Consider the following 25,629-nt stretch of genomic DNA (forward strand, 5'->3'; position numbering starts at 1 on the left):
TATATGAGCAGAGCAATATATTCTCTTCCTGTAAAGGGAAGAGAATTTTATAGAATATTAAAATCAGGTGTACAATGAAAATCGCGGTATTTGGAACCACCTTACATGCTGGTGTAATGGCAGCATTATTAGCTGAATATGGCAATCAGATCTATTGGTGTACAAGTGTCACCTGTGAAGAAAACATTTCTATACTTTCTTATCAAGATCAAGAAGTTAATCATTATTTAAATAAACAGAGAAAAGCAGGTTTTTTAAAAGAAAGTCCTTTTTCTGAAATTCCTTTAGATATTGAAGTTTATTTATTTTGTTTTAGCCCAACACAAATCGAGCTTGCTTTAAAAACCGTTGAAAAGTTGAGCGAGCGCCCGATAGTTCATCCACGTTTAATGATCAATGGCTCTACTTTTGGTCTACATGGTACGAATCAATTAAAACAACATTTGCCAAAAGATGAGTGGGTTTATTTTCCTGATGTGATTCAAGAAGGAAATGCGATTAATAGCGTGCTGAACGTAAAACATGTAATTGTTGGTGTTGAATCGAGTTATGCTCAAGACACTATGCAAGAGCTGTTACGTCCTTTTTTCCGTTTTAGCTATCAATATTTATTTATGCCAATTTTAGATGCTGAATTTACAAAGCTCAGCATTTCGGGAATGTTGGCAACCCGTATTAGCTACATGAATGATTTGGCGATGGTGGCCGAAAAACTCGGTATTGATATTGCTAATGTAAAACATGGTATTGCTGCAGATACACGTATTGGTGCAGCCTATTTGTCGGCAGGTGTTGGATTTGGTGGTGAAAACTTTTCACATGATATTTTAACGCTTTCGAGTACTGTATCTGGAACAGGGGCTAAAAGTCGGTTGCTAGAGCAAGTGTGGGCGATTAATGAGCAACAAAAAGAAATTTTATTCCGTAAATTATGGAATTATTATCACTGTGATTTGAGCGGTAAAACTGTTGCGATCTGGGGGGCTTCATTTAAGGAAAACACCTCTAGCACTCATAACTCACCTATTCATATTTTGTTAGCTGCATTATGGGCACAAGGGGTAAAAGTGCGTTTGCATGACCCACAAGCCTTAGATGAGATCGCAACAACTTATGGAGACCGTGAAGATCTGGTTTTATGTGCTGACCAATATGAAGCTGCACAGGGAGCTCATGCTTTATGCTTAGTGACAGCATGGAAACAATATTGGAGCCCTGATTTTAAACAGTTACAACAAGTAATGCAGCATCCTCTTATTTTGGATGGGCGTAATATTTACGATCCGGCATATGTGAAAGCAAAAGGTTTCGCTTATGAAGGAGTAGGTCGATTATGAGTAAATCTATCGAGAAATTTCCTAAAGAGTTAGTCTCGCCTATAGCACAGCTTCATTCATTAGTTGAGAAGAATTCAAAATTACATATCAAAGAATTATTTGCAGCCGAGCAAGACCGCTTTCAAAACTATTCGGTAAAGTTCGATCAATTGGTTTTTGATTATAGTAAACACCGTATAACAAAAAGTGTTTTAGAACAATTGTTTGCTTTAGCAAAGACGAAACAATTAACTCACTGGATTGAGCGCTTATTTTCCCAAGACAAAGTCAACTGTACTGAGCAGCGTGCAGCTATGCACTGGGCTTTGCGTTTACCATCGGAATATTCTAAATTTCCTGAACTCACAAAACAGGTTCATACTCAATTACAGCGTATGTACGCTTTGGTTGAAAAAATCCATGCTGGGCAATACCGCGGTGCTACGGGTGAAGTGATTCAGGATGTCGTTAATATTGGTGTAGGTGGTTCCGATTTAGGGCCTCAAATGGTGACCCATGCACTATGCGATTTTAAAGTAAAAACTGCCAAACCACTTAATGTACACTTTGTTTCGACTATGGATGGTAGCCAGTTATCAGACTTACTCCATCAACTGCGTCCGGAAACAACTTTATTTATTATTTCTTCAAAGTCATTTGGTACTATTGATACCTTATCAAATGCACAAACAGTTCGTCAGTGGCTTGAAAAAGCTTTAGGAAAGCATGACCGCGTTGTAAAAAGTCACTTCATTGGTATATCTACAAAAGCTGAAAAAATGACTGATTGGGGTATTGCTCCTGAAAATCAGTTGTTGCTTTGGGACTGGGTAGGTGGTCGTTATTCTCTTTGGTCTTGTATTGGTTTCCCTATAGCCCTGACGATTGGTATAGATGGCTTTCAACAGCTTTTAGCTGGCGCACATGCTGTCGATGAACACTTTCAAAATACAAGCTTTGAGCAAAATATACCGGTTCTCATGGCATTACTCGGTATCTGGAATAATAATTTTTTAAATATTCAAACCCATGCGGTATTACCTTATGACGGAAGATTAAAGTATTTTGCTGCCTATTTGCAGCAGCTTGAAATGGAGTCTAATGGTAAGTCGGTACAACGTGATGGCCAAAAAGTTGAATTAGATACTTGTCCGATTGTATGGGGTGAGGTTGGTCCAAATGCCCAACATGCATTTTATCAGCTACTTCATCAAGGAACACAGGCAGTAAGCTGTGATTTCATTGCACCGATCCAACGTTATAATGCAGATCACTTTACGTATGTGGAGAATGCTGAGGCATTGATTGAACAACATCACCTCGCATTATCAAATTGTTTGGCGCAATCACGTTTATTGGCTTTTGGTAATGAAGCTTTGGATTCAGCTGAACTAAAGAATTTACCAATTTATAAACAATATGAAGGTAATCAGCCGAGTTCGACATTACTTTTAAAAGAACTAAATCCATATAGTTTAGGGATGTTAATTGCTTTATATGAACATAAGGTATTTGTTCAGTCGGTAATTTGGAATATTAATCCGTTTGATCAATGGGGTGTTGAAAAAGGTAAGCAGATTGCTGATCAGTTACTTCCAATTTTAAATGGTGCTCAAAATGATCTTTCAACACTTGATGCTTCAACACGTGGTTTGATTAAAATTTTATTAGGAAAAGTCGATGGCTAAAATTTTAGTTACAGGTGGTGCAGGTTATATTGGTTCACACACTTGTGTAGAGCTTTTAGAAGCAGGCCATGAAGTTATTGTATTTGATAACCTTTCAAATAGCTCAAAAGAATCTTTAAATAGAGTTCAAGAGATCACACAAAAAAGTTTAACTTTTGTGGAGGGCGATATTCGGAATTCTGGTGAGCTTGACCAAGTGTTTCAAGAGCACGCAATTGATGCGGTTATTCATTTTGCAGGTTTAAAAGCAGTAGGTGAAAGCCAGGAAAAACCGCTTATTTATTTTGATAATAATATTGCGGGCAGTATTCAACTGGTTAAATCGATGGAAAAGGCAGGTGTCTATACACTTGTATTTAGCTCTTCTGCGACAGTATATGATGAAGCAAATACCTCTCCTTTAAATGAAGAAATGCCAACAGGTATGCCAAGTAATAACTATGGATATACAAAACTAATTGTTGAGCAATTATTACAAAAACTTTCAGTAGCTGACTCTAAATGGTCTATTGCCTTACTACGTTATTTTAACCCAGTAGGTGCACATAAGAGTGGGCGTATTGGTGAAGACCCGCAAGGTATTCCAAATAATTTAATGCCTTACGTGACTCAAGTTGCTGTGGGCCGCCGTGAGAAACTATCTATTTATGGTAATGATTACGATACAATAGATGGTACAGGTGTGCGAGATTATATCCATGTTGTTGACTTGGCGAATGCACATTTATGCGCTTTAAATAACCGCTTACAGGCGCAAGGTTGCCGTGCATGGAATATTGGTACAGGTAATGGTTCATCTGTTTTACAAGTCAAAAATACCTTTGAACAAGTGAATGGTGTACCTGTTGCTTTTGAGTTCGCTCCACGTAGAGCAGGGGATGTTGCGACTTCTTTTGCGGACAATGCTCGCGCAGTTGCTGAGTTGGGTTGGAAACCTCAATATGGCTTAGAAGATATGCTTAAGGATAGCTGGAATTGGCAAAAGCAGAATCCTAATGGCTACAATTAAATTCGGATAAAAAAGGAGCGATTTGCTCCTTTTTTATTTTTAATTAGTTCTGAATTAATCCAGTCAACTCATCTACATAATATTGCATTGGCTGAGCTTGACGATCTGCACGGCTTTCAATATTAAGACGTAACAAAGGCTCAGTATTTGAAGCACGGACGTTAAAGCGCCATGCGCCAAAGTCGAGGCTTACACCATCGGTACGGTCAATTTGTGGATTTTGATCGGCATAGAAGTCGAAAATCTTTTGAATCGTAGTTTGCGTATCGGCTACTTTAAAGTTGATTTCACCACTACAAGGGAACTTGGCAATCATATTTTCAACGAGTGTTGAGAGAGATTGTCCTGTTTCAGAGAGTAGAGCAATGGTGAGTAACCAAGGAATCATACCACTGTCACAGTAAGCAAAATCACGGAAATAGTGGTGGGCACTCATTTCACCGCCGTATACGGCATTGTGTTCACGCATAACATCTTTAATAAATGCATGCCCCGATTTTGACTGTACAGCAACACCTTTATATTCGTCGACGATATCAAATGTGTTCCACACTAAACGTGGGTCATGCACAATTTTTTCGCCTGACTGTTTGATTAAGAAAGCTTGAGCCAATAAACCAACAATATAATAGCCTTCAATAAACTGACCTTTTTCATCGAACAAGAAACAGCGGTCAAAGTCGCCGTCCCATGCAATACCCATATCTGCTTTATGCTCAAGAACAGCATTTCGGGTACTGTCACGGTTTTCAATTAAAATTGGGTTAGGGATGCCATTTGGGAAAGTGCCATCTGCTTCATGATGAATTTTAATAAATTCAACCGGTACATTAAGCGCTTTAAATTTTTCTTCAATGGCATCAATCACATGACCAGCTGCACCATTACCCGCGTTTACCACTAACTTTAATGGACGGATTTTTGCAGGTTCAATATAGGTAATTAAGTGATCAACGAACTCAGGCAAAATGTTATAGCTTTGCGTTGTACCTTTTTGACCAACTTCTTCAAAGTTATTGGTCTCTGCTAAAGCCTGAATTTCTTTTAAACCAGTATCGGCACTAATTGGACGAGCATTTTCTCGAACCAATTTCATACCGTTATAGTCCATTGGGTTATGACTCGCAGTTACTTCTATACCACCTTGTACGTCTAAATGAAAAGCTGCAAAGTACACTTCTTCAGTACCCGTCATGCCTAAATCAAGCACATTCACACCTGCATCATTTAAACCGCGGATGGCCGCTTGTTTTAAAGCCTCACTGCTTAGACGAATATCACAACCTACAACCACAGTTTTTGGTTTATAGATTTGTCCGTAAGCGCGGCCAATTTTATAGGCGATTTCTTCATTCAATTCGGTGCCGAGTTTGCCTCGGATATCATAAGCTTTAAAACACGTTAAAGTAGTCATTATTCAATTCAATACATGTGGTTTGAGTTGTGTGCACATTATACATAGATCATCAAATTGGTACGTTTATAGTTTTTATATTAAAATTTTGCACTTCATTTCTGTAGGTCATATTTAAGTTTATAAGAAAGTATTTTTAAGACTTTAGTCGAATAAAAAAAATTATAGATCAGAAAGAGCTTGATTTTACTTAGCACTATTGGTCATACCAATTGTGGTAATTATTTAATCATTGATCTTGCCAATAACTGTGTTTATGATGCGCATTGTGGTTTAAGGAAAAACATTTGCACTTAAATTTTAATTGGTCATACCAATTTGTGTTGAATGTTGAAATTTTAAGGTACAAAAATTCGCCCCGGCATTTCAAGGAGATGACAATGCTCAATATGTGGCAACAACTTTATGACCCTTTAAATAATATTTGGCTGTCTAGTGCGGTTGCATTAATCCCGATTATTTTCTTCTTTTTGGCCTTAGCTGTTTTTCGTTTAAAAGGCAGTATCGCGGGTACGGGCACAGTTATTATTGCATTACTGATTGCGCTATTTTTCTATCAAATGCCGGGTCAAATGGCCTTTGCGTCAATCATTTACGGTTTCTTCTACGGTCTATGGCCAATTTCATGGATCATTATCGGGGCAGTTTTTCTATACAAGATTTCGGTAAAAACAGGCCAGTTTGAAGTTATCCGCTCAAGCATTCTATCTATTACCGAAGACCAACGTCTGCAAATGTTACTCGTTGGTTTCGCATTTGGTACTTTCCTTGAAGGAGCTGCAGGCTTTGGTGCTCCTGTCGCAATTACCGCAGCACTACTTGTCGGCTTAGGGTTTAAGCCACTTTACGCTGCTGGTTTATGTTTGATCGTAAATACAGCACCAGTTGCATTCGGTGCAATGGGTATTCCAATTATTGTGGCGGGGCAGGTTTCCGGTGTAGACACTATGGAAATTAGCCAGATGGTGGGTCGTCAGTTGCCATTTTTAACCATTATTGTGCTGTTCTGGATTATGGCAATTATGGATGGCTGGCGTGGTGTTAAGGAAACTTGGCCTGCGGTATTGGTCGGTGGTGGTGCTTTTGCGATTGCTCAGTATCTCACCTCTAACTTTATTGGCCCTGAGTTACCAGACATTACCGCAGCAATTGCTTCATTGGTCAGCCTGACGTTGTTATTCCGTGTTTGGAAACCAAAACATATTTTCCGTTTTGAACCTGAAGCGGGTCAGACTTTGACTCAGCAATCTACAACAGTTCAACGTTATAGCATTGGGAAAATTGCAAAAGCATGGTCTCCATTTGCTATTTTAACGGTAATGGTCACGATTTGGAGCGTTAAGCCATTTAAAGCATTATTTGCAAAAGATGGTGCTCTTGAACACTGGATTTTTAAACTTGAAGTGCCGTATTTACACAAATTGGTCGAGAAAATGCCACCGATTGTGTCCGAGATGAAACCATACGAAGCGATTTATAAGTTTGACTGGTTCTCTGCAACAGGTACTGCAATTTTTATTGCTGCGATCATCACAGTTATTTTCTTAAAAATGAAAGCAAGTGAGGCAGTAACAACCTTCGGTGAGACGCTCAATGAGTTAAAAACACCGATTTACTCGATTGGTATGGTGTTGGCATTTGCTTTTATTGCGAACTATTCAGGTTTATCTGCAACTTTGGCTTTGGCTCTATCGCATACGGGTCATGCGTTTACTTTCTTCTCGCCATTTTTGGGTTGGCTTGGTGTGTTCCTTACTGGTTCAGACACTTCTTCAAATGCTTTGTTCTCGGCATTACAGGCAACCACCGCTCAGCAAATTGGTATTCCGGAAGTGTTATTAGTCGCTGCGAATACCAGTGGTGGTGTGACAGGTAAAATGATTTCGCCACAGTCGATTGCAATTGCTTGTGCCGCAGTAGGCTTAGTTGGAAAAGAGTCTGACTTGTTCCGTTTCACGGTAAAACATAGCATCATATTCACTGTCTTTGTTGGCATCATTATTACGGTTCAGGCTTATCTGGTTCCGTGGATGATTCCATAACTCCAGTGAAGGAAACGCGATGAGAATCTCCGATCAAGTGGTCATGAAATTGCAGGCATTAATTGAAGAGCGTCATATGAAAAAAGGTGATCGTTTGCCTGCCGAGCGCCAGCTTGCAACTAGCTTAGGAGTTTCTCGTCCATCCTTACGTGAAGCAATTCAACAGCTCAATAGTCAAGGTGTACTGATTAGTCGCCGTGGCGATGGAACTTATATTCAGCAATTACCTGAACAATGGCCCCAGCAACTGATTGTGAACCCAATCAGCAACCTGATTGAAGAAGATCCGTTATACCGTTTTGATGTGCAAGAGGCGCGTTTGGTACTTGAAGGGGGGACTGCATGGTATGCCGCATTACGTTCAACGCCTGAGGATCGCGCCAAAATTCATCATTATTTTAATGAAATTAGTCGCCACCAAAATGCAGGTGACTCAGCACAGGCGGCGGTGGCCGATGCTGAATTCCACTTAGCGATTGCTGAAGCATCTCACAATGTGGTGCTGATTCAAATGATGCGAAGTCTATTTGATTTGCTGCAATACAACGTCTTGTTAGGGCGTAAAAAAGTTTATAACGACCCCGTAAATGGTGACTTGCTCAGCGAGCAGCATTTTCAGGTGATGGATGCTATTGATCGTAAAGACCCCGAGGCCGCACGCCAAGCTGTCTGCGGTCATATTGAATTTGTGATTAATCATGTGCGTTCTCTGGATGAAGACGAAGCTCGCCAGAAACGTGCAAACCGTTTAAATAGAGTTGATTCAAAATGATTATTTCTTCTGGCAATGATTATCGTGCTGCGGCACAACGTCGCTTACCCCCATTTTTATTTCACTACATTGATGGTGGAGCGTATGCGGAATATACCTTAAAGCGTAACGTACAAGATTTGTCAGAAATTGCATTGCGTCAGCGTGTGCTGAATGACATGTCCGCGTTGAGTTTAGAGACAAAACTGTTTAATGAAACGCTGTCGATGCCAGTTGCCTTGGCTCCTGTGGGTTTAACAGGTATGTATGCACGCCGTGGTGAAGTACAAGCCGCAATGGCAGCCGATAAAAAAGGTATTCCATTTACGCTTTCAACGGTTTCAGTTTGTCCGATTGAGGAAGTTGCACCTGCAATTAATCGCCCGATGTGGTTTCAGCTTTATGTATTACGTGACCGTGGTTTTATGCGTAATGCTTTGGAACGTGCAAAAGCGGCGGGTTGTTCAACACTGGTATTTACCGTAGATATGCCTGTACCGGGTGCACGTTATCGTGATGCCCATTCGGGTATGAGTGGGCCAAATGCTGCGATGCGCCGTTATATGCAATCAGTATTTCATCCGCATTGGTCATGGAATGTCGGTTTAATGGGGCGTCCGCATGACCTCGGGAATATCTCTAAATATTTAGGTAAACCGACTGGGCTTGAAGACTATATTGGCTGGTTAGGCTCGAACTTTGACCCATCAATTTCATGGAAAGACCTTGAGTGGATACGTGAATTTTGGGATGGCCCAATGGTGATTAAAGGCATTTTAGATCCTGAAGATGCCAAAGATGCTGTGCGTTTTGGTGCTGACGGGATTGTGGTATCAAATCATGGCGGTCGTCAGTTAGATGGTGTGATGTCATCTGCTCGTGCATTACCTGCAATTGCCGATGCGGTGAAAGGTGACTTAGCGATTTTGGCCGACTCAGGCATTCGTAATGGTTTAGATGTCGTGCGTATGTTGGCGCTTGGTGCGGATACAGTTTTACTTGGCCGTGCGTTTGTTTATGCCTTGGCAGCAGCAGGTGGACAAGGTGTGTCGAACTTACTTGATTTAATTGATAAGGAAATGCGTGTTGCGATGACGCTCACGGGTGCTAAGTCGATTTCAGATATTAATGCGGATTGTTTAGTACAGGCGATTAAACAAGGACTTTAAAACATAGTAAGTGAAGCAGTAAGCACAGCCTCAAAATTTGGTGATTTGCTGATGTTTTACGTTTAGGCATTTGTCACTTTTGAAAGGTCAAAAGTAACCAAAAACCTTTTGTTGAGCAAACCGTACTTCCTTGTACGGTTGCTCAACAGGCGGCATCCATGCCGCCACCACGATAGTAAATATAGGGCTGATTCACATTAGAGAATGAGCTAATTAAATTATAAATTACAAACGGTAAGATCCCGTCGTGTTGGTCTAATTTGATAAATGGATGACCAAAAGGAAACCATCATGCAAACATTTTCTCCTAAAGCAGTGATCGAACGTTTACAGAGTATTGTAGGGCGTTCTTATGTTTTGACCGATGATCAAAGTACGCGTCAGTACCGCCAAGGTCGCCGTTTTGGTGAGGGGAAAGTGCTGGCTGTGGTGGTGCCGGGCACATTGCTAGAGCAATGGCAAGTGTTGCAGGCTGCAATTGAGGCGGACTGTATTGTGATTATGCAGGCAGCAAATACAGGACTCACCGGTGGTTCAACTCCGTATGGCGATGACTATGATCGTCCTGTTTTGGTGATGAGCACGCGCCGATTAAAGGGCATTCAGGTCATTCATGACGGTAAGCAAGTGATTTGTTTACCCGGTGCGACCTTAGATAATTTAGAGCAAATTTTAAAAGGCTATAATCGTGAACCACATTCGGTGATTGGTTCATCTTGTATAGGTGCATCGGTACTCGGTGGTGTCTGTAATAACTCTGGTGGTGCCTTGGTACGCCGTGGTCCCGCGTATACGGAACTGGCGTTATATGCTCAGGTCAATGCTGCTGGTCAATTAGAACTGGTGAACCATTTAGGCGTAAATTTAGGCTCGACTCCTGAAGAAATTTTGACGCGTTTAGAGAAGCAGCAATACCAAGCCGTAGATATTTTAGATGACAACGAAAAGCAGGCATCGGACCATCGCTATGGGCACGACGTGACTCAGGTCGATGAAGATACGCCTGCTCGTTTTAATGCAGACCCGTCACGATTGTTTGAAGCATCAGGTTCGGCAGGTAAAGTCTGTGTGTTTGCTGTACGCCTTGATACCTATGAAAAAGTAGAAAGCAGTGTTTTTTATATTGGTAGTAATGATGCCGATGATTTAACGGCTATTCGTCGCTACTTACTGACCTCACTGCCAAGCCTACCGATTGCGGGTGAATATATTCATCGAGATGCTTACTTGATTGGTGAAAAGTACGGAAAAGACACGTTTTTATTTATTGAAAAGTTTGGTACAGCCAATGTTCCAAAAGCCTTTGCGATGAAAGATAAAGTCGATGGCTTTTTAGAAAAATTTAAAATTAAAGGTTTAACAGACCAGATTTTACAGGCGATTACCTTCTTTTTACCGAGTCATTTGCCGAAGCGTATGACCGAATATCGAGACCGTTATGAGCACCATTTGGTTTTACGTGTCGAAAATAATTCGAAAGCACAGACAGAGCAGTTTTTAAAAGAATATTTTACTGTGCATCAGTCAGGTAACTATTTCGTATGTAGTGAAGAGGAAGGTCGAAAGGCATTCTTACACCGTTTTGCGATTGCAGGAGCTGCAATTCGTTATCGCGATACACACCGTAGTGAAGTTGAAGATATTGTAGCGCTTGATATTGCGCTACGTCGTAATGACCGCGAATGGGTAGAGCAACTGCCAGCCGAGATGGAAAACAAAATTCTCTATAAACTCTATTATGGGCATTTCTTTTGTCATGTGTTCCATCAGGACTATATTCTTAAAAAGGGCCATGACCCGTTAGAAATAGAACATCAAATGTGGAAATTACTCGATGCGCGCCGTGCTGAATATCCGGCAGAGCATAATGTTGGGCATCTTTACATTGCCAAACCTGCATTAGCCAACTTTTATCAAAAACTCGACCCAACCAATAGCTTTAATGTGGGTATTGGCCATACCTCAAAACTGAAATATTGGGGGAAGGCTAAATCTTAATATCGAGACATAAAAAAAGGCGCCGAAGCGCCTTTTTTATAGATGTCTTATGCTGCTTCGACTGATTTAGCAAGCACTTCAGCCATTGCTTTAGCAACAGTGTAAACATTGTTCATGTTTAAACCTGCTACACAAATACGGCCACTACGTACTAAGTAGATTGCATATTCTTCACGCAAGATATCAACCTGCTCAGCAGTTAGACCTGTGTAGCTAAACATACCTTTTTGGTTTACAAGGTAGCTAAAGTCACGGTCTGGTAGCGCTTTAGTGAGTTCATCTTTCAAGATGCTACGCATTTTGATAATACGCTCACGCATCTCTTTCACTTCGCCTTGCCATTGTTGGTTAAGTTCAGCGTCATTTAACACTTCATCAACTAACCAAGCACCTGTTGTAGGAGGGCTAGAGTAAATACGGCGTACAGTCGCTTTCAACTGACCGAATGTGCACTGAGCTGCTTCTGCATCGTCACATACGAAAGTTAAGCCGCCAACGCGCTCGCCATATAAAGAGAAGATTTTAGAGAACGAGTTGCTCACAATGAAGTTTAGACCTGCTTGGTCTAAAGCACGGATTGCATACGCATCTTCTTCCATACCGTCACCAAAACCTTGGTAAGCGATGTCTAGGAATGGAATAAGATTACGGTCTTTTAATACTGCAATTACTTGGTCCCATTGCGCTGGGTTTAAGTCAGCACCAGTTGGGTTATGGCAGCATGGGTGCAACAACACAATGCTTTGCTCAGGCAAAGTTTTAAGTGTAGAAAGCATACCGTCAAAATCTACACCACGCGTTTCTGCATCGAAATATGGGTAGAAATGAGTCTTGATGCCAGCGCCATTGAAAATGGCAACGTGGTTGTCCCAAGTTGGTTGGCTTACCCAAACGTCTGAATTTGGGAAATAAGTTTTTAAGAAATCTGCACCAACTTTCAATGCACCTGAACCACCAAGCGTTTGGATGGTTACAGCACGGCCAGCTTTAACTGCTGGGCTGTTTGCACCAAATAAAAGTGCTTGAATTGCTTCACGGTAAGGTTTGAAGCCTTCCATTGGCAAATAAAGTTTGGTTTTACCGTTCTTAGGCTCAATACGCTTTTGCGCCTCGATAATGGTCTCTAACTGAGGAACAATGCTGTCTTCGTTATAATAAAGACCAATACTCAAGTTTACTTTTTCAGAACGAGTATCAGCATTGAACTGTTCCATTAAAGAGAGAATTGGATCGCCTGCGTATGGGGGGATATGTTGAAACATCAAAAAAGTCCTTTCATTCAACAATATGCATAGTGCAGGGTTTTTTCTGTCTCGAAAAATACGCCACAACTATGTCGATGCTCAATAATGTATCAATAAAGCTACCGTGAAGCACCTGATAATTTCACTAATATCGATATTTTCTGGATGAAAATGATAAAAAGATTTAAAAGAAATTACGGTAAATAGAAACTAATTTCTAACACATGCTTTCATTCAAGCAGATTGTCTACAATCTTGCTGTAATACATTGGTTGTAGACTAAAGTTTGAAACAAAAGATTAGAGGTCGAAAAGCAACTAAAAAAGTATCATAAATTTATAGGTAAAATAATATTAAATATCTGTTTTATAAAGACTAATTTGTAAGTAGTTTAATGGTTTAAATATAAGGTGAGGTAACAGGCCGAACGATAAAAATTGACCTGATGCGTTCTGAAAAGTGTCAACAATCACCTTGATTTTTTTCATTCATACCGCTATAAAACTCATAATTGATTAAAAATTGTCGACAATATGCAAGATTTGACCTTCGCACCAGAGCCATTACAGAGTCAGGGAAGAACACTGACCGAGAATGTATTTAAACAAATACAGACGGCGATTGTTTTGGGTCAAATTCCGGCAGGTAGCAAGATTTCCGAGCCTGAACTGGCGCGCACTTATGGCATTAGCCGTGGGCCTTTACGTGAAGCGATTCATCGCCTTGAAGGTCAACGACTGGTTGAGCGTACCGCACATGTGGGCGCGCGCGTGGTTTCGCTCTCACTGCAACAGTTTAAAGAGCTTTACCAGATTCGTGCGTCATTAGAAGGTTTAGCTTGTAAACTTGCGGCACAGCATATTGATAAAAAGCAAATTTTGGCGCTACGTGATGTTTTGCGTATGCATGCTGAAGATGAAAACTTTAAAGCAGGTAAAGGATATTACTTGCAAGAAGGGCAGGACGATTTTCACTACTGCATTATCAAAAGTAGTGGCAATAAAACCCTAGAAAAAATGCTATGTGATGAGCTCTATCATCTCATCCGCATGTACCGAATTCAGTTTTCAAACACACCTGATCGACCGAGCAAAGCTTGGGACGAACACATCCGTATTTTAGATGCAATTGCAGAAGGCGATGGTGAACTTGCCGAGCTGCTCATGCATCGACATATCAATGCTTCTTACAAAATTATTGAGCAAACACTGCTACAAGCACAAGGAGAACATAACAATGGCTAAACAATCCGCAGGTCAGCTATTTCGCGATGCAGTAGCCCAAGAAAAGCCATTACAAGTGGTTGGAACCATCAACGCCAATCATGCCCTTTTGGCAAAACGTGCAGGTTATAAAGCGATTTACTTATCAGGTGGTGGTGTAGCAGCTGGTTCTTTAGGCTTACCTGATTTGGGAATCAGTAACCTTGATGATGTGTTGACCGACGTACGCCGTATTACTGATGTATGTGATCTTCCATTATTAGTCGATGCTGACACAGGCTTTGGTGCTTCTGCATTTAATATTGCCCGTACTACAAAATCACTGATCAAGTTTGGTGCTGCGGCAATGCATATTGAAGACCAAGTGGGTGCAAAACGTTGTGGTCACCGTCCGAATAAAGCCATTGTGACTCAAGAAGAAATGGTTGACCGTATTAAAGCTGCGGTCGATGCGCGTGGTGATGACAGCTTCGTGATTATGGCGCGTACCGATGCGTTAGCGGTTGAAGGCTTACAAGCTGCCATTGACCGTGCGGGTGCCTACATTGAGGCAGGTGCAGACATGTTGTTCCCTGAAGCAATTACCGAGCTTGATATGTACAAGCAATTTGCTCAGAAGACAGGCGTACCAATTTTGGCAAACATTACCGAGTTTGGTTCTACACCATTGTTTACTACTGAAGAGTTGGCATCTGCCGATGTAAGCCTTGCGCTTTATCCGCTTTCTGCTTTCCGTGCCATGAACAAGGCAGCCGAAACTGTGTATGAAACCTTACGCAAAGAAGGCACGCAAAAGAACGTGGTTGATATTATGCAAACGCGTAAAGAGTTATATGAACGCATTAACTACTACGCGTTTGAAGACTACTTAGACAACGCATTTGCTAAAAAGAAGTAATAAATTAAAAAGTTGATTAATTGGAATCTGATACTCGGAGGCGTCATCTGCAACTGTTTGAGACAGGACTACATTTTTTAAAATTGGTTCTGCGATAGATAGGATATTCGATGGTTGTGGACGAGTTTTGCAGATGACAATGGTTTTGCCTACTTTTCCCGAAAGAAAAGTAGGTCGAACCGAAGGTTAATCCCGAAATAAGAAGTGAAAACGGTGCGACTCCGTCGTGCTTAATAAATAAATTCAGATAGGAAAGGACAATCTTATGAGCTCAAATGAAACAACAACAGGCTTCAAACCAAAAAAATCAGTTGCACTTAGCGGACAAGTTGCAGGCAACACAGCACTATGTACCGTAGGACGTAGCGGTAACGACTTGCACTATCGTGGCTATGACATTCTTGACCTTGCAGCAGGTAGCCAGTTTGAAGAAGTTGCTCACTTGCTCGTACATGGCAAACTACCAAACAAAGCTGAACTCAAAGCATATAAAGCAAAATTAAAAGCACTTCGTGGCTTACCAGCAGCACTTAAAACTGCACTTGAACAACTTCCTCCATCTGCACACCCAATGGATGTGATGCGTACAGGTGTATCAGTACTAGGTTGTTTAACGCCAGAACATGAAGACCACAATGAAGCGGGCGCAAAAGACATTGCTGACAAATTAATGGCAAGCTTAGGTTCAATGCTGCTTTATTGGTATCACTTCAGCAATAACGGTCGTCGCATTGAAGTTGAAACAGATGACGACTCAATTGCAGCGCATTTCTTGCACTTACTTCATGGCGAAAAACCATGTGAAGAGTGGATTCAAGCGATGCATACATCACTTATTTTGTATGCTGAGCATGAGTTCAACGCGTCTACATTTACTTCACGTGTGGTTGCAGGTACAGGTTCTGATATGTACTCGGCAATTACAGGCGGTATTGGTGCACTTCGCGGACCTAAGCACGGTGGTGCAAACGAAGTTGCATTCGTGATTCAACAACGTTACGACAATCCAGACGAAGCAGAAGCTGACATCCGTAAACGTGTTGAAAACAAAGAAGTCGTAATCGGATTTGGTCACCCTGTATATACAGTTTCTGACCCACGTAACGAAGTGATCAAGAAAGTGGCACATGACTTAGCGCAAGCACAAGAGAACACCAAAATGTACCTCATCGCTGAGCGTTTGGAAGCAGTGATGAAAGAAGTGAAAAACATGTTCCCGAACCTCGACTGGTTCAGTGCGGTGAGTTATCACTTAATGGGTGTTCCAACTGCAATGTTCACACCGTTATTCGTAATTGCACGTACAGCAGGTTGGTCAGCACACGTGATTGAACAACGCCAAGACGGCAAAATCATTCGTCCAAGCGCGAACTACACAGGCCCTGAAAACCTCGAATTTAAACCATTGGCGGAGCGTGGTTAATGAACACAAAATACCGTAAACCGCTGGCAGGTACTCAGCTTGAATATTACGACGTGCGTCAAGCCGTTGAAGATATTCAGCCAGGCGCATACGAAAAACTGCCTTACACCTCTAAAGTACTCGCAGAGCAATTGGTACGCCGTGCCGATGCCGAGAACTTAACTGCTTATTTAACGCAGTTGATTGAACGCCGTCAGGACTTGGACTTTCCTTGGTATCCAGCGCGCGTGGTGTGTCATGACATCTTGGGTCAAACTGCATTGGTTGACCTTGCAGGTTTGCGTGATGCGATTGCTGAGAAGGGCGGCGACCCATCTAAAGTTAACCCAGTTGTACCAACACAGCTCATTGTCGACCACTCTTTAGCAGTGGAATATGGTGGTGCTGACCCAGACGCTTTTGCAAAAAACCGTGCTGTTGAAGACCGCCGTAACGAAGACCGTTTCCACTTTATTGAGTGGACCAAAACAGCATTTAAAAATGTCGATGTGATCCCTGCGGGGAACGGCATTATGCACCAGATTAACCTAGAGAAAATGTCTCCGGTGATTCAGGCGCGTGATGGCGTAGCATTCCCAGACACATGTGTCGGTACAGACTCACATACACCACATACAGACGCTTTGGGCGTAATTTCTGTGGGTGTAGGTGGTTTAGAAGCTGAAAACGTAATGTTAGGCCGTGCATCTTGGATGCGTCTACCAGACATTATTGGTGTTGAGTTGGTTGGTCAGCGTCAGGCAGGCATTACTGCAACAGATATCGTGTTGGCTCTAACTGAATTCTTACGTAAAGAACGCGTGGTTGGTGCTTACCTTGAGTTCTTTGGTGAAGGTGCTGACAGCATGTCTGTGGGTGACCGTGCAACCATTTCGAACATGACACCAGAATATGGCGCTACGGCTGCGATGTTCTACATCGACCAAAACACAATCGACTACTTACGCCTAACAGGCCGTGAAGATGCTCAAGTGGCATTGGTTGAACAGTACGCAAAAGAAATTGGCCTTTGGGCATCTGAAATGACCAAAGCAGAGTACCCACGTGTACTACGTTTTGACCTCTCGACAGTCACACGTAACATTGCTGGTCCATCAAACCCGCATGCACGTGTTTCAACCAGCGACCTAAAAGAAAAAGGCATTGCGGGTGTAGTTGAAAACCGTTCTGATGGCTTAATGCCAGATGGCGCAATCATTATTGCTGCAATTACTTCATGTACCAACACTTCTAACCCACGTAACACCGTGGCGGCAGGTTTGCTGGCACGTAAGGCAAATGAGCTAGGTTTGGTTCGTAAACCTTGGGTGAAATCATCATTTGCACCGGGTTCAAAAGCGGCTGCACTTTACCTTGAAGAAGCAGGTGTTCTAAAAGACTTAGAGAAACTTGGTTTTGGTATTGTGGCTTACGCTTGTACGACGTGTAACGGTATGTCGGGTGCATTAGATCCAGCCATTCAGCAAGAAATTATTGACCGTGACTTGTACGCAACCGCAGTACTCTCTGGTAACCGTAACTTTGATGGCCGTATCCATCCTTATGCAAAACAAGCATTCTTGGCATCTCCACCGCTTGTTGTGGCATATGCAATTGCAGGTACGATTCGTTTTGACATCGAAAAAGATGCGTTAGGTCATGACAAAGAAGGTAACCCGATTTACCTCAAAGACATCTGGCCATCTGATGCTGAAATTGATGCCTTAGTTAAGCAAGCCGTGAAGCCTGAACAGTTCCGTAAAGTCTACATTCCAATGTTTGACTTGGGCGAAGTGGAGCAAGCGAAAAGCCCACTTTACGACTGGCGTCCGCAAAGTACTTACATCCGCCGTCCACCATATTGGGAAGGGGCGTTGGCTGCACCACGTACTTTGGCGAACATGCGTCCGCTTGCGATTTTGGGTGACAACATCACCACCGACCACTTGTCGCCTTCAAATGCGATTTTGATGGACTCGGCTGCGGGTGAATACCTTCACAAAATGGGCGTACCAGAAGAAGACTTCAACTCATACGCAACGCACCGTGGTGACCACTTGACTGCACAACGTGCAACATTTGCAAACCCGAAACTCTATAACGAAATGGTTCGCCGTTCAGACGGTACCATTAAGCAAGGTTCAAAAGCGCGTGTAGAGCCAGAAGGCGAAGTGATGCGTATGTGGGAAGCAATTGAAACCTACATGAACCGTAAACAGCCGTTAATTATTATTGCGGGTGCTGACTACGGCCAGGGTTCAAGCCGTGACTGGGCTGCAAAAGGTGTACGCCTTGCAGGTGTTGAAGCGATTGTGGCAGAAGGCTTTGAGCGTATTCACCGTACTAACTTGGTGGGTATGGGCGTGTTACCGCTTGAGTTTAAACCGGGTGTAAACCGCAAGACTTTAAAGCTAGATGGTACAGAGCTTTATAGCGTGATTGGTAATATTGCGCCGCGTTCGACTTTAACTTTAGTGATTGAACGTGCCACAGCGGATGGTAAAGAAGAGATTCTTGAAGTGCCTGTGACTTGCCGTTTAGATACAGAAGAAGAAGTTTCTGTATATGAAGCGGGTGGTGTATTACAGCGTTTTGCGCAAGACTTTTTAGAAGGCCAAGTGGCTTGATACTTTAGTTAAATATTATTGATATTGTTCAAAAAAAGCCCTATCTTGATGATGGGGTTTTTTACTATACATTGTGTAAAAAGAGTTGATAGCCTCATAAAAAATTGCATTTAAAATAGATTTTTTAGATAAATATCCATATAAAAAAGGATCAAAAATTGGAAACAACAAATAAATTAGATAATCAAGCTGAGAGGAAGTTACCAGTTAAAGCGCATCTATTATGTGGCTGGCCACTCGTACTTATGTTGGTTGGAGGTGCTATTGGCGGAGCTCTTGGAGCAAGTGCTTATGGTATAAATATTAAGATCTATAAATCAAACTTATCAAATATCGCTAAAGTACTACTCAATTTGTTGACAGGTTTAACAGCTATTATTCTTATGCTTATTGCGGCAAATTTGATTCGTATGTATTTTCTTTAAAGTGATTTATCGTATAAAAAAAGCCCGACATCCTGTCGGGCTTTTTCGTATTTGGTTGCTAGATATGACTCCTGTCGTATCTCACGATCCTGATGCATGAACCTATTATTGTTGTTTTGTGTTCCGGAACATCCTGTTCCTGTATGAGTTCATATTAGAAAAAAAGCAGGGGACAGCCAATCCGCTAAATCCCTAAATTTGTGTAAGATAAATCGTACAAATAACATTTTTTGCATTTATGCCATCATCATCGGGCGAAATGGACAATTGACATTCACTTTAAGTGGGTTATATTCCTGTTTAATATATATACGATTATAGGAATGTAATCATGGTAACAGCTGGCGAAAAACCCGGAACAGGCTTCTATTTCTGTGCTCAGTGCGGACATAGAGTGTTTTTAGAAATTAATACCGACCCTTTACCACCTTGCACAAAATGCTACTGCACGCAATTTAAACGTTAAGAATGAAATAATATTTGCGTTCGCATTTAACAAAAAGCCCTGTCACCCGATGGGGCTTTTTGTTAATTTAAAAATAAGACTTACATAACAAGACCCGTGATGGGCATAAAGAAGGAAACCGTTATGGAAACAATATTGGGTTTATGTATTGGTGTGGGCCTGAGCGCTGCCTGCGGTTTTCGCGTGTTTGTGCCGCTACTGGTTATGAGCATTGCCACCATGATGGGTTGGTTTGAGCCATCAAAAGGCTTTGAGTGGTTAGCTCTGCCATCGGTGTGTTTGGCTTTAGGTGTAGCAACGGTGTGTGAAGTCGCGGCTTACTATATCCCGTGGGTCGATAATGCTTTAGATACAGTCGCAACCCCTGCGGCCATGATTGCGGGTACATTAGCGACAATGGCGGTCAGTAGTGGAGAAATGTCTCAGTTTGCCAGTTGGGCAGCAGCCATTATTGTCGGTGGTGGTACGGCAGGTGTGGTGCAAATGAGTACCGTTGCTGCACGTGGTGTTTCAACTGCGACCACGGGTGGTTTGGGTAATTTTATCGTTGCGACAGGGGAGTGGATTGGAGCAATCTTACTTTCAGTTTCAGCTATGCTGGTGCCTGCGCTTGTTGCAATAGTGGTAATGATTGCGGTTATTTGGGTGGTGCGTTGGATTCGCCATAAAAAGCAAGAACAGGCGCATACCCCGCTATAGGTGAGTGTAAATATCATTTTTTAATAAGTATAAAAAAAGCCCGACATCCTGTCGGGCTTTCTTGTATTTGGTGATTAGATATGACTCCTGTCGTATCTCACGCTCCTGGTGCTTGAACGTATTATTGTTGTTTTATGTTCCGGAACATCCTGTTCCTGTATGAGTTCATATTAGGAAAAAAGCAGAGTGTCGCCAATCCGCAAAAGCCTTAAAAGCTTGTAAGAAAAATCTTACATGAGTGAATGACTTCGGAAATCGGTTGTACTAGAGACATGCAAGCGGATAGGTAGGGCCTCTTTTATGAGTAATCCTTTAGGGCTGTGAGAAGAAAAAGAGTTGTTATTGATAACATTATGTTATTTTTAAATTCTGCTTATAAAAAGAACAACTTTTTGGGAGAAATAAATGACCGTTATTTTGGTAAAACCTCATTTGAGATTTAAAGACAGCTATAACGACTATATCAATGAATTAGCAGATGAAGATCGCCACCCTTTGTCAACAGAGTTTGACCATACAGATTTTGAAAGTTTTTTGAATAAACTAAGAGATTATGAAAAAGGGGAGTCCCTAGAAGAAGGGCATGTTCCTAATATTACATATTGGTTAGTAGAAGGTAATGAAATTATTGGTGCGTCTAACTTGCGCCTTAAACTCAATGAACAGATTGAATATTGTGGTGGGCATATTGGTTTAGGTATTCGTCCCTCTAAACGCGGGCAGAATTTTGGCTCGAAATTGTTGGAACTTACAATTCAGGAAGCATGGAAATTAGGCTTAACAGAGTTGCATATACATTGCTATAAATCTAATTTAGCTTCTGCAAAAACCATTCAAGCAAACAATGGCCACCTTCATTCTGAAATTACTCTCGATCAAGTGGTTCAAAGATATGTGGTGTATAAAACTCTATAAGAATTTTCTTTTAGATTATTTTTAACGTAAATAAAAAAAGCCCGACATCCTGTCGGGCTTTTTCGTATTTGGTGATTAGATATGACTCCTGTCGTATCTCACGCTCCTGGTGCTTGAACGTATTATTGTTGTTTTGTGTTCCGGAACATCCTGTTCCTGTATGAGTTCATATTAGGAAAAAAGAACAATGTCGCCAATCCGCAAAATCCTTAAAAGTTTGTAGGATAAAACGTACAAGATTGCCTTGTATATATCTTATCTTGAATTAGGCTTAGGCCTCTGTGTCACAACAGACTTTAATTTTTTGCGCTGATTTAAAGTACAACACCATTGCAACACAGAGATAAAGAGCTAAGCCAACGCTTAGCCCAGACTACTTTTGTCACACCGCTGCATGGTGCTTAAAAAAGTAGGGGCAAAGTCCCGTGGGAGAACAGGACTTTGCAAACTGACATGTTCTAGGTGCTGCATAAGCTTCGGGGAATAGGTTTGTTCGAGTCGCTGGTAAATACATTCGCAACTGGTCTTGCTATGCCCACTCGACAGGCAAATTTTTTCAAACTCTTGCTGAGTGTGGAGGTTACAGCCTGAAATACCCAAGCTAACTAGAACAAAACTTAAAGCCAAAAAAGGTTTATAAATTGTCATATTATTCTCATAATGATTTGTATCTATGCGTAGAATAAAAATATAATCTGTTTGAAAATTAAAATAATTTTTCAGGTAATAATTAATCCTCCTAAAAACACAGGAAAATAAAATAATTAAAATTTTAAAATAAAAATAGTTTATAAATTTAAAAAAATAAGGCGTAAAAACCTAAATTTTAAATCAATAAAATAGTTAAATAAGAGAGAAAATGAGTTTGAAAAATGGCATAGTCAACTCCTTAAAAAATGGAGTTCTACCACCAGATTACCGCGAATTAATTAGGGTGGTAGAACGAAAGGGGGTTGACAGACTGGACTCGTAGAACCAGCACGCGCGGGGCGTCCCCCTCCCGTCCTACCGCAAAGAAAGGGGACGCAAGGGTCTAACAAATTATAGTAGAACTACAATTCGCTACGAGTTACGGTCTGTCAAAACCGTCTGGCAATGTAGGCCAGCAACGGAATAATAATCGGTGATTTTAAGTACGTCAATTTAATATTTAAAATATTTTTGATTTAATAATAAAACTAAATATGTTTTTAAAATAATAGAATTAATGTTTATATTTAATTAGAAAAAATAAAAAATAAAAATAAAACTTCATAGATATAGAAAATTATAATTAATTTGGTTTATATTTGAAGCAGATAAATATAAAAGTAATAAAACTATGAAAAAGCTTTTGGTTCTAGTCATGGCTGTCTTAAGTTCACAAGTTGGTTGTGCCCAAAAAACTGAGAATAAAACAGAAATGAGTATTCAAAATTCTAACTCTATTGTTATTCAACAATTAGAAAAGTTTAAAGCTCAAGATCATTTTGCTGGAGATGGACAGCTATATACGGGTGTTCAAGAGCCTGCATTAGCTATAAGTTTAAATCGCAAAGTGGCTGATACTGCACAAGCTTTTATTGCTCTCTATCAACAAAAGAATGAACCAACTAAAGCAGAACTTTTACATGTCCTTGCTCATGGAATCAGTCAAATCGATCCTGATACGCTTGATACAGAAGATCGAGAACAAGTGGCAACAACATTTGAAAGTTTTCTTGATATTGTAGGTCTAGAAAGTTCAGAAGGTATTTTAAATAAATGGGTATACGGTGAAGAAATAGGTAAGTTATTAGAGCAGGATAAACATTAAGTTTTGACACCTTTAATTATGCGGACTGAGATACTATTTATTGTTCAGATAAAATGAATCCAGAACAGCTAATACAAGTATTTCAAACTAAAGTTGCTCGTAGTAAAAAATTAGATAAAACGGCTGAAAAAATAGGGTTTTTACATAGATGAAAACTTTATAAACCCAAGCATTTGACCTTATATGCAGTAAAAAATAAAGAAGCGTATTTTATACGCTTCTCCTATGCCTAATTTGCTTTTCATCAACTATTAAAATTCTTGTTAATAGCCAGATGTAAAGTAGTCATTTCTATTCAATCATCAGAAATAGTTTAAGCAGCTTGAATGGCTTCACCACAAAGAGAAACTGTTTCTTGTTTATGTTGGTGTAAGTACCAGAACTGCTCCGCAACCGTTTCTGGATGTACCGCGTAGGTTTTATCTTTGGCTTCAGGTCTGCCATCTACGAAACCATTTACAATCACTTGGCTCACATAAACATTTGTATCAGCAAGACTGTGAGCAAGTAAGTTGGTAGTTTTATACTGAGCGGCAGCGGTAGTTGCTAACGATGAGTACTCTTTGGCAACCAAGTCGATGCCCACTGCATCGAAAGCAAAAATTCCGTTTGTCGATAAAATGCTACCGTGGTTCTTCTCTAAATCGCCTAGACAAGCCTGTACCGTCGCAATATAGCTCGACACGCGAATATGAAAGCTTTTGGTAAGCTCTAGTGGAGGGGTTTCTAAAATATTGCCTTCAATATCATGGAAAGCATTCCAATGAATATTTTTAATCTCTCCTAATTGATCTTTAATACGTTTAATAAGATTTGGTATATCTTCAAGAACAGCTAAATCACATGCAAAAGCGTAAGCTTCAATACCTTGTGCCTTAAGTTCTAGAATAGCCTTTTCAAGTTTTTGGGCGTTTCGTGCCACTAACCCGATTTTATAGCCTTCTTTACCAAACTTATGTGCTACGGCTTTGGAAATACCTGTTCCATAACCAAAAATTATAATATTGTTGTTCATTATAAAGTTCCAAAAAACCAATCATTTGGTTAGAAATAATTTATAATATGTTTTTATAATGTATTCAAGCGCAAAAGTTATCTCTAAGAGTAGTACGCAAAGAATAAAAATACTTAAAAGCGGGATTAAGAAGTCGGCTTTACATGATTTATTCGGCTAAACATAGATTAATGGAAGAGTTCCCAATTTGGTCTACAAATTTTTTGACTGGTAAAATAAACCGAAAAACACAAATAAAGTGGAATTTAAATTTAACTAATTATAGGTAAATGGGAATATATTCTTTTAAATTTGCCTAATGGCGTAAAAATTCCCAAAAATAATAAAAATTCGCTTTTCTTAGAAAAACAATCCCGCAGAGTGCTGGCTAAACTATATCTCAAGGGTGTGATAGGGATCGAAAAGAGTAGCATGCACCGAAACGTATAACGTTAGTGTGTACTCACCCAAAAGGTCTCGATTCGGCTTAGGACGCTATAGATCAAAAGTTTATAGGCACAAGGTTATAACTTACAAAGTTATGATTGTTGAAGTAAACCATAGATGTTTTCCCTTGACACCCTAAAAAATTCTCAATAATAAAAATGATATTTTACAAGAATATAATTTATGAATAAGCCTAATCTTTCTGCGCTACTCCTGACATTTAAATCTCATTATATGAAGCCTGTGATTTCTGCCCACCGAAAAATAGTTTCAGCGACTTTACAGATTTTAGGTTAGAGCGCTATTTTTATTTACGATGTGATCAACCAAAATCGTTTATATACTAATCTTATGATCAATTGCGAGCTGGATAATATGGAGAATAAAAATCAGTGTCGCCAATGCGCCGTATGTGGAAAGAGCTTTCCTTTAAAAGATTTAGTATCTGGTGAAGTCATCCGTAACGTGATTAGTGATGAAATTTTAAAAGACCATCCAGATTGGAGTTACTCAAGCTTTATTTGTCGGGCCGATCTGGCAGATTATCGAATTAAATATGTGCAGTCGCTATTACGTTCGGAAAAGGGTGAGTTATCTAACCTAGAAAATGAAGTAATTGGCAGTATGCAACGGCATGAATTAATTAGCCGAAACACAGAGTCAGATTTTGATCAAAACTGGACGTTTGGAGAAAAACTGGCAGATAAAATCGCATCATTTGGTGGTAGCTGGGCTTTTCTTATTTGTTTTGCTTTATTTTTAACGGGGTGGATTGTTTTAAATACGGTTGTGATGGTGGTCCGTCCCGTCGACCCTTATCCTTTTATTTTGCTGAATTTAGTGTTGTCATGTTTAGCTGCAATTCAAGCACCTATTATTATGATGAGTCAAAACCGTCAAGAAGCAAAAGACCGTTTGCGTTCGCAACATGACTATCAAATTAATTTAAAAGCCGAGCTTGAGATTCGTCATTTACATGAAAAAATGGACCATCTTTTATCGCATCAGTGGGAAAGGCTTGCACATATTCAAGAAATTCAGCTCGATCTTTTAGCTGAAATGAATAAAAAACGATAAAGATTTTCCGAGTTTCACGTGGAACATAGG

Annotated in this window: 22 protein-coding genes; 17 read left to right on the forward strand and 5 right to left on the reverse strand. The window is 40.5% G+C overall.

The window, feature by feature from the left end:
- Positions 1-74: 74 nt before the first annotated feature.
- Genes G9371_RS11765 through galE form a run of 3 tightly spaced genes read left to right on the forward strand, consistent with a single transcriptional unit; the run spans position 75 to position 4,013 of the window.
- The gene (locus tag G9371_RS11765; RefSeq protein WP_000686136.1) at positions 75-1,337 is read left to right on the forward strand and encodes a nucleotide sugar dehydrogenase; all 1,263 of its coding nucleotides are present in this window, start codon (positions 75-77) and stop codon (positions 1,335-1,337) included.
- Positions 1,334-3,004: a glucose-6-phosphate isomerase gene (gene pgi, locus G9371_RS11770; RefSeq protein WP_057690546.1), complete on the forward strand. Its 1,671-nt coding sequence runs from the start codon at positions 1,334-1,336 to the stop codon at positions 3,002-3,004. The genes G9371_RS11765 and pgi overlap by 4 nt, the downstream gene beginning before the upstream one ends.
- A complete protein-coding gene (gene galE / locus G9371_RS11775) occupies positions 2,997-4,013 on the forward strand; it encodes a UDP-glucose 4-epimerase GalE (protein WP_001062913.1) in 1,017 nt (338 codons plus the stop codon). The genes pgi and galE overlap by 8 nt, the downstream gene beginning before the upstream one ends.
- 43 nt (positions 4,014-4,056) lie before the next feature.
- Here the strand turns inward: galE and G9371_RS11780 are convergent, their stop codons facing one another.
- Positions 4,057-5,427, reverse strand: a complete 1,371-nt coding sequence (locus tag G9371_RS11780; protein WP_038405837.1) for a phosphomannomutase/phosphoglucomutase — start codon at positions 5,425-5,427, stop codon at positions 4,057-4,059.
- A 374-nt stretch (positions 5,428-5,801) separates the two neighbouring features.
- Here G9371_RS11780 and lldP point away from each other — a divergent pair, with 374 nt between their 5' ends.
- The 4 genes from lldP to dld all read left to right on the forward strand — a co-directional run bounded on the left by lldP (position 5,802) and on the right by dld (position 11,387).
- Complete coding sequence (lldP, locus tag G9371_RS11785; RefSeq protein WP_171059188.1) at positions 5,802-7,469, forward strand: L-lactate permease; 1,668 nt, start codon at positions 5,802-5,804, stop codon at positions 7,467-7,469.
- A 19-nt stretch (positions 7,470-7,488) separates the two neighbouring features.
- Positions 7,489-8,241, forward strand: coding sequence for a transcriptional regulator LldR (gene lldR, locus G9371_RS11790; RefSeq protein WP_001222772.1), 753 nt, complete (start codon positions 7,489-7,491; stop codon positions 8,239-8,241).
- Positions 8,238-9,389: an FMN-dependent L-lactate dehydrogenase LldD gene (gene lldD, locus G9371_RS11795; protein ID WP_000587282.1), complete on the forward strand. Its 1,152-nt coding sequence runs from the start codon at positions 8,238-8,240 to the stop codon at positions 9,387-9,389. The genes lldR and lldD overlap by 4 nt, the downstream gene beginning before the upstream one ends.
- 291 nt (positions 9,390-9,680) lie before the next feature.
- Complete coding sequence (gene dld, locus G9371_RS11800; protein WP_029424611.1) at positions 9,681-11,387, forward strand: D-lactate dehydrogenase; 1,707 nt, start codon at positions 9,681-9,683, stop codon at positions 11,385-11,387.
- Positions 11,388-11,434: 47 nt separating this feature from the next.
- Here dld and G9371_RS11805 read toward each other — a convergent pair whose 3' ends face one another.
- Together G9371_RS11805 and G9371_RS11810 are read right to left on the reverse strand one after the other, a co-directional pair.
- Positions 11,435-12,649, reverse strand: a complete 1,215-nt coding sequence (locus tag G9371_RS11805) for an aromatic amino acid transaminase (protein WP_000486246.1) — start codon at positions 12,647-12,649, stop codon at positions 11,435-11,437.
- Positions 12,650-12,984: 335 nt separating this feature from the next.
- Positions 12,985-13,119: a hypothetical protein gene (locus tag G9371_RS11810; RefSeq protein ID WP_020752494.1), complete on the reverse strand. Its 135-nt coding sequence runs from the start codon at positions 13,117-13,119 to the stop codon at positions 12,985-12,987.
- A 45-nt stretch (positions 13,120-13,164) separates the two neighbouring features.
- On the opposite strand from G9371_RS11810, the gene G9371_RS11815 reads away from it, so the two are divergent.
- The 8 genes from G9371_RS11815 to G9371_RS11850 all read left to right on the forward strand — a co-directional run bounded on the left by G9371_RS11815 (position 13,165) and on the right by G9371_RS11850 (position 21,286).
- Positions 13,165-13,875, forward strand: coding sequence for a GntR family transcriptional regulator (locus tag G9371_RS11815; protein WP_001153627.1), 711 nt, complete (start codon positions 13,165-13,167; stop codon positions 13,873-13,875).
- Entirely contained in the window at positions 13,868-14,752 is an 885-nt protein-coding gene (prpB, locus tag G9371_RS11820; RefSeq protein WP_001118924.1) for a methylisocitrate lyase, read from the forward strand. Before G9371_RS11815 ends, prpB begins: the two co-directional genes overlap by 8 nt.
- Positions 14,753-15,017: 265 nt before the next feature.
- Entirely contained in the window at positions 15,018-16,175 is a 1,158-nt protein-coding gene (prpC, locus tag G9371_RS11825; protein WP_000097522.1) for a 2-methylcitrate synthase, read from the forward strand.
- Positions 16,175-18,781, forward strand: a complete 2,607-nt coding sequence (gene acnD, locus G9371_RS11830; protein WP_001093598.1) for a Fe/S-dependent 2-methylisocitrate dehydratase AcnD — start codon at positions 16,175-16,177, stop codon at positions 18,779-18,781. The genes prpC and acnD overlap by 1 nt, the downstream gene beginning before the upstream one ends.
- 158 nt (positions 18,782-18,939) lie before the next feature.
- Positions 18,940-19,206 carry a hypothetical protein gene (locus tag G9371_RS11835; RefSeq protein ID WP_000450433.1) on the forward strand — a complete coding sequence of 89 codons (267 nt, stop codon included), beginning with the start codon at positions 18,940-18,942 and terminating at the stop codon, positions 19,204-19,206.
- Between the two features lie 331 nt (positions 19,207-19,537).
- Positions 19,538-19,672, forward strand: a complete 135-nt coding sequence (locus G9371_RS19100) for a zinc ribbon-containing protein (protein ID WP_001983336.1) — start codon at positions 19,538-19,540, stop codon at positions 19,670-19,672.
- Between the two features lie 123 nt (positions 19,673-19,795).
- Positions 19,796-20,371 (forward strand): DUF4126 domain-containing protein, encoded by a 576-nt coding sequence (locus tag G9371_RS11845; RefSeq protein WP_029424610.1) that lies wholly within the window; start codon positions 19,796-19,798, stop codon positions 20,369-20,371.
- A gap of 405 nt (positions 20,372-20,776) precedes the next feature.
- Positions 20,777-21,286: a GNAT family N-acetyltransferase gene (locus G9371_RS11850; RefSeq protein WP_029424609.1), complete on the forward strand. Its 510-nt coding sequence runs from the start codon at positions 20,777-20,779 to the stop codon at positions 21,284-21,286.
- A 363-nt stretch (positions 21,287-21,649) separates the two neighbouring features.
- On the opposite strand, the gene G9371_RS11855 is transcribed toward G9371_RS11850, so the two are convergent.
- A complete protein-coding gene (locus G9371_RS11855) occupies positions 21,650-21,934 on the reverse strand; it encodes a hypothetical protein (protein WP_001985004.1) in 285 nt (94 codons plus the stop codon).
- A 673-nt stretch (positions 21,935-22,607) separates the two neighbouring features.
- Between G9371_RS11855 and G9371_RS11860 the strand changes: the two genes are divergently transcribed.
- Positions 22,608-23,081, forward strand: a complete 474-nt coding sequence (locus G9371_RS11860) for a DUF4844 domain-containing protein (protein WP_029424608.1) — start codon at positions 22,608-22,610, stop codon at positions 23,079-23,081.
- A gap of 313 nt (positions 23,082-23,394) precedes the next feature.
- Here the strand turns inward: G9371_RS11860 and G9371_RS11865 are convergent, their stop codons facing one another.
- A complete protein-coding gene (locus G9371_RS11865) occupies positions 23,395-24,096 on the reverse strand; it encodes an SDR family NAD(P)-dependent oxidoreductase (RefSeq protein WP_001063521.1) in 702 nt (233 codons plus the stop codon).
- 801 nt (positions 24,097-24,897) lie between these two features.
- Between G9371_RS11865 and G9371_RS11870 the strand changes: the two genes are divergently transcribed.
- Positions 24,898-25,599 carry a DUF1003 domain-containing protein gene (locus tag G9371_RS11870; protein ID WP_000428563.1) on the forward strand — a complete coding sequence of 234 codons (702 nt, stop codon included), beginning with the start codon at positions 24,898-24,900 and terminating at the stop codon, positions 25,597-25,599.
- The last annotated feature ends 30 nt before the right edge of the window (positions 25,600-25,629 follow it).

Origin of the sequence: Acinetobacter sp. EKM10A (assembly GCF_011075215.1) — a bacterium.
In the GTDB taxonomy this organism is placed as follows: Bacteria; Pseudomonadota; Gammaproteobacteria; order Pseudomonadales; family Moraxellaceae; genus Acinetobacter; species Acinetobacter baumannii.

What these genes read in the sequence shown, in the direction of transcription:
- G9371_RS11765 (WP_000686136.1), top strand. Translation starts at nt 75, where the DNA reads ATGAAAATCGCGGTATTTGGAACCACCTTACATGCTGGTGTAATGGCA.
- pgi (WP_057690546.1), top strand. Translation starts at nt 1,334, where the DNA reads ATGAGTAAATCTATCGAGAAATTTCCTAAAGAGTTAGTCTCGCCTATA.
- galE (WP_001062913.1), top strand. Translation starts at nt 2,997, where the DNA reads ATGGCTAAAATTTTAGTTACAGGTGGTGCAGGTTATATTGGTTCACAC.
- G9371_RS11780 (WP_038405837.1), bottom strand. Translation starts at nt 5,427, where the DNA reads ATGACTACTTTAACGTGTTTTAAAGCTTATGATATCCGAGGCAAACTC.
- lldP (WP_171059188.1), top strand. Translation starts at nt 5,802, where the DNA reads ATGACAATGCTCAATATGTGGCAACAACTTTATGACCCTTTAAATAAT.
- lldR (WP_001222772.1), top strand. Translation starts at nt 7,489, where the DNA reads ATGAGAATCTCCGATCAAGTGGTCATGAAATTGCAGGCATTAATTGAA.
- lldD (WP_000587282.1), top strand. Translation starts at nt 8,238, where the DNA reads ATGATTATTTCTTCTGGCAATGATTATCGTGCTGCGGCACAACGTCGC.
- dld (WP_029424611.1), top strand. Translation starts at nt 9,681, where the DNA reads ATGCAAACATTTTCTCCTAAAGCAGTGATCGAACGTTTACAGAGTATT.
- G9371_RS11805 (WP_000486246.1), bottom strand. Translation starts at nt 12,649, where the DNA reads ATGTTTCAACATATCCCCCCATACGCAGGCGATCCAATTCTCTCTTTA.
- G9371_RS11810 (WP_020752494.1), bottom strand. Translation starts at nt 13,119, where the DNA reads ATGAAAAAAATCAAGGTGATTGTTGACACTTTTCAGAACGCATCAGGT.
- G9371_RS11815 (WP_001153627.1), top strand. Translation starts at nt 13,165, where the DNA reads ATGCAAGATTTGACCTTCGCACCAGAGCCATTACAGAGTCAGGGAAGA.
- prpB (WP_001118924.1), top strand. Translation starts at nt 13,868, where the DNA reads ATGGCTAAACAATCCGCAGGTCAGCTATTTCGCGATGCAGTAGCCCAA.
- prpC (WP_000097522.1), top strand. Translation starts at nt 15,018, where the DNA reads ATGAGCTCAAATGAAACAACAACAGGCTTCAAACCAAAAAAATCAGTT.
- acnD (WP_001093598.1), top strand. Translation starts at nt 16,175, where the DNA reads ATGAACACAAAATACCGTAAACCGCTGGCAGGTACTCAGCTTGAATAT.
- G9371_RS19100 (WP_001983336.1), top strand. Translation starts at nt 19,538, where the DNA reads ATGGTAACAGCTGGCGAAAAACCCGGAACAGGCTTCTATTTCTGTGCT.
- G9371_RS11845 (WP_029424610.1), top strand. Translation starts at nt 19,796, where the DNA reads ATGGAAACAATATTGGGTTTATGTATTGGTGTGGGCCTGAGCGCTGCC.
- G9371_RS11850 (WP_029424609.1), top strand. Translation starts at nt 20,777, where the DNA reads ATGACCGTTATTTTGGTAAAACCTCATTTGAGATTTAAAGACAGCTAT.
- G9371_RS11855 (WP_001985004.1), bottom strand. Translation starts at nt 21,934, where the DNA reads ATGACAATTTATAAACCTTTTTTGGCTTTAAGTTTTGTTCTAGTTAGC.
- G9371_RS11860 (WP_029424608.1), top strand. Translation starts at nt 22,608, where the DNA reads ATGAAAAAGCTTTTGGTTCTAGTCATGGCTGTCTTAAGTTCACAAGTT.
- G9371_RS11865 (WP_001063521.1), bottom strand. Translation starts at nt 24,096, where the DNA reads ATGAACAACAATATTATAATTTTTGGTTATGGAACAGGTATTTCCAAA.
- G9371_RS11870 (WP_000428563.1), top strand. Translation starts at nt 24,898, where the DNA reads ATGGAGAATAAAAATCAGTGTCGCCAATGCGCCGTATGTGGAAAGAGC.